We start from the raw sequence: 2753 nt of genomic DNA on the forward strand, positions 1-2753 counted from the left end.
GCGCACTACGTGCGGCACATCCCGGCATCGACCCGGTCCGGGCGAACTCCCTGGCCTGGCAGCAGGGCAAGCGCCTGCTTCAAGAAGCGATCGACGAACGCCTGGATTTCGCCATCGAAACGACACTCGGCGGCAGCACCATGCTGCGGTTGCTCATGCACGCGGCTGCCCTCGGGATCGAAGTGCGCGTCTGGTATGTCGGGCTGCCCAGTGCCGAAGCACACATCGAACGAGTCCGGCATCGCGTACGCGCCGGCGGCCACGACATTCCCGAAGCCGACATCCGGCGACGGTACCGGCACAGCCGGCTGAATCTGGTGCGGTTGCTGCCGGCGCTCACTGAGCTGCGCGTTTACGACAACTCGGCCGACGCCGACCCGACTGCCGGCCACGCGCCGCGGCCCCCGCTGGTGCTGCACGTCAAGCGGGGCCGGATCGTCGACCCGGATGATCTGTCGTCGACGCCCGAATGGGCCAGACCCATCGTGGCCGCCGCACTTAAACTCGAGCAATGAACCGTGCGCAAACCTTTACCCCGCCGTGCTGCGAATGTGACGGCGGTACAGCACTGTTCATTGCAGTCCAACAGATGAGGAGCGGCAGATGCCGACACTGGGGAACCGTCGCATGAGGATTTCACTTGCGGCGTGGGTGGGCGTGGTCACGTCGGCTACCGTAATGGCGGTGCCGGCGCAGGCGAATCCCCTTGACGACCAATTCCTCTCGTCGCTCAGCAACGCCGGCGTCAACTACGGCGATCCCGGCGGCGCGGTGGCCCTGGGCCAGTCCGTCTGCCCGATGCTGGCCCAGCCGGGCGGAACGTTCGCCGCGGCCGCATCAAACATCAGCGGTCACAACGGCATGTCGCCGGGGATGGCGCAGATGTTCACCAGCATTGCGATATCAATGTATTGCCCGTCGATGATGGCGTCGATCGCCAACGGCAATATGCCAAACCTGCCGCAAGTTCCTTGCATGCCAGGTATCTAGCGCGTTCCCAAGGGGTCGATCGTCGCCGCGATGTAGCACATCGCAGCCCCCACCGTCGCCAGTGCGACGAAGTCAATTCCCTTGCTGCGCACTGCTAAAAGCCCGGCCCGCTCGTCGGGCAAAACCAGCCGCAAAGCCGCGGCCACCCCGACGCCGATCCCGATCAACAGCGCACCGCGCCGCCAGAAATTCAAACCCGCCAACGCGAATGCCGCGACGAAGATCAGCACGACCACCAGGATCGGCCACTGCGCGGCCACGATCCGGTGGGTGTGGTCCCGCACGGTCACTGTGCAGCCTCGGCCAATTCGACCACGTTCGTCAGCAAGAACGCCCGCGTCAACGGGCCCACGCCACCAGGATTCGGCGACACGTAACCGGCGACCTCCCACACGTCCGGATGCACGTCGCCGACCAGCCCGTCGTCGGTGCGGCTGACCCCGACGTCGACGACCGCGGCGCCCGGCCGCACCATGTCGGCGGTCAACAGATGCGGCACGCCCACCGCGGCGACGATGATGTCGGCTTGCCGGGTCAACGCGCGCAGATCACGAGTTGCGGTGTGGCACAAGGTAACTGTGGCATTTTCGGTGCGGCGGGTGAGCAGCAGTCCCAGCGGGCGACCGACCGTCACACCCCGGCCGATGACCACAACGTGGGCTCCTGCAATCGGCACGTCGTAGCGCCGCAGCAGATGTACGATGCCGCGCGCCGTGCATGGCAGCGGCGCCGGGGTGCCTAGCACCAGCCGGCCGAGATTGGTCGGGTGCAGACCGTCGACGTCCTTGGCCGGGTCGACGCGCTCCAAGGCCGCGTTCTCGTTGAGCTGCTTGGGCAGCGGCAACTGCACGATGTACCCGGTGCAGCTCTGGTTGGCGTTGAGCTCGTCGATGGTCTCGTCGAGCTTTGCCTGGCTAATGTCGGCCGGCAGGTCGCGGCGGATCGAGGTGATGCCGACTTTGGCGGAATCCGAATGCTTGCCGCGGACGTAGGCGTGGGACCCGGGGTCGTCGCCCACCAGGATGGTGCCCAGGCCGGGCGTGCGGTCCGCTGCAGTCAACGCCGCAACACGTTGTTTGAGGTCGACGAAAATCTCGTCGCGTGTGGTCTTGCCGTCCAGCCTGATCGCACCCACGCCTGACAGTCTGGCACGCCCGGCGCGCGGTCCAGTGATGGCGACCCGCTGCGCCTGGCTTCGCCGCGCTTGCGATCGCCGCCCCGCCCAATGATGGCGACCCGCTGCGCCCGGCTTCGCCGCGCTTGCGATCGCCATTTACGCTCCCCGTATGCCTCCGGATGTGTTCGCCCCGGCCAAACTCGGTCCGCTGACCCTGCGCAACCGCATCATCAAGGCCGCCACGTTCGAGGCCCGCACGCCTGACGCACTTGTCACCGACGACCTGATCGAGTACCACCGGCTGCCGGCCGCCGGCGGGGTCGGGATGACGACCGTCGCTTACTGCGCGGTCTCCCCGGGCGGGCGCACCGGCGGCAACCAAATCTGGATGCGCCCCGAGGCGGTGCCGGGGCTGCGCCGGCTCACCGAGGCCGTGCACGCCGAAGGCGCGGCGGTGAGCGCACAGATCGGCCACGCCGGCCCGGTGGCCGACGCCCGGTCGAATAAGGCCCAGGCGCTGGCGCCGGTGCGGTTTTTCAACCCCATCGGGATGCGCTTCGCCCGCAAGGCCACCCGAGACGACATCGACGAAGTCGTCGCCGCGCACGCCAACGCCGCTCGGCTGGCCGTCGAGGCGGGGTTCGAC

4 protein-coding genes and 1 pseudogene are annotated in these 2753 nt (G+C 67.8%); 3 read left to right on the forward strand and 2 right to left on the reverse strand.

The annotated features are described in order from the left end of the window. Together VFA16_RS23360 and VFA16_RS23365 are read left to right on the forward strand one after the other, a co-directional pair. Positions 1-515 (forward strand): zeta toxin family protein (locus VFA16_RS23360; RefSeq protein WP_324970123.1); only part of this gene is annotated, 515 nt, incomplete at its 5' end. A 112-nt stretch (positions 516-627) separates the two neighbouring features. Further along, positions 628-990 (forward strand): DUF732 domain-containing protein, encoded by a 363-nt coding sequence (locus tag VFA16_RS23365; protein WP_324970124.1) that lies wholly within the window; start codon positions 628-630, stop codon positions 988-990. On the opposite strand, the gene VFA16_RS23370 is transcribed toward VFA16_RS23365, so the two are convergent. Both VFA16_RS23370 and VFA16_RS23375 read right to left on the reverse strand, forming a co-directional pair. Further along, positions 987-1280, reverse strand: coding sequence for a DUF3017 domain-containing protein (locus VFA16_RS23370; RefSeq protein WP_324970125.1), 294 nt, complete (start codon positions 1278-1280; stop codon positions 987-989). The genes VFA16_RS23365 and VFA16_RS23370 overlap by 4 nt on opposite strands. Beyond that, entirely contained in the window at positions 1277-2125 is an 849-nt protein-coding gene (locus VFA16_RS23375; RefSeq protein WP_324970126.1) for a bifunctional methylenetetrahydrofolate dehydrogenase/methenyltetrahydrofolate cyclohydrolase, read from the reverse strand. Before VFA16_RS23375 ends, VFA16_RS23370 begins: the two co-directional genes overlap by 4 nt. A 151-nt stretch (positions 2126-2276) precedes the next feature. Between VFA16_RS23375 and VFA16_RS23380 the strand changes: the two are divergent. After that, positions 2277-2753, forward strand: a pseudogene (locus VFA16_RS23380) (NADH:flavin oxidoreductase); the annotation flags it as partial.

It is taken from the genome of Mycobacterium sp., assembly GCF_035653355.1.
Classification (GTDB): domain Bacteria; phylum Actinomycetota; class Actinomycetes; order Mycobacteriales; family Mycobacteriaceae; genus Mycobacterium.

Bases quoted from the DNA above. Each gene is read 5' to 3' on its own strand.
- VFA16_RS23365 (WP_324970124.1), top strand. From the start codon at position 628: ATGAGGATTTCACTTGCGGCGTGGGTGGGCGTGGTCACGTCGGCTACC.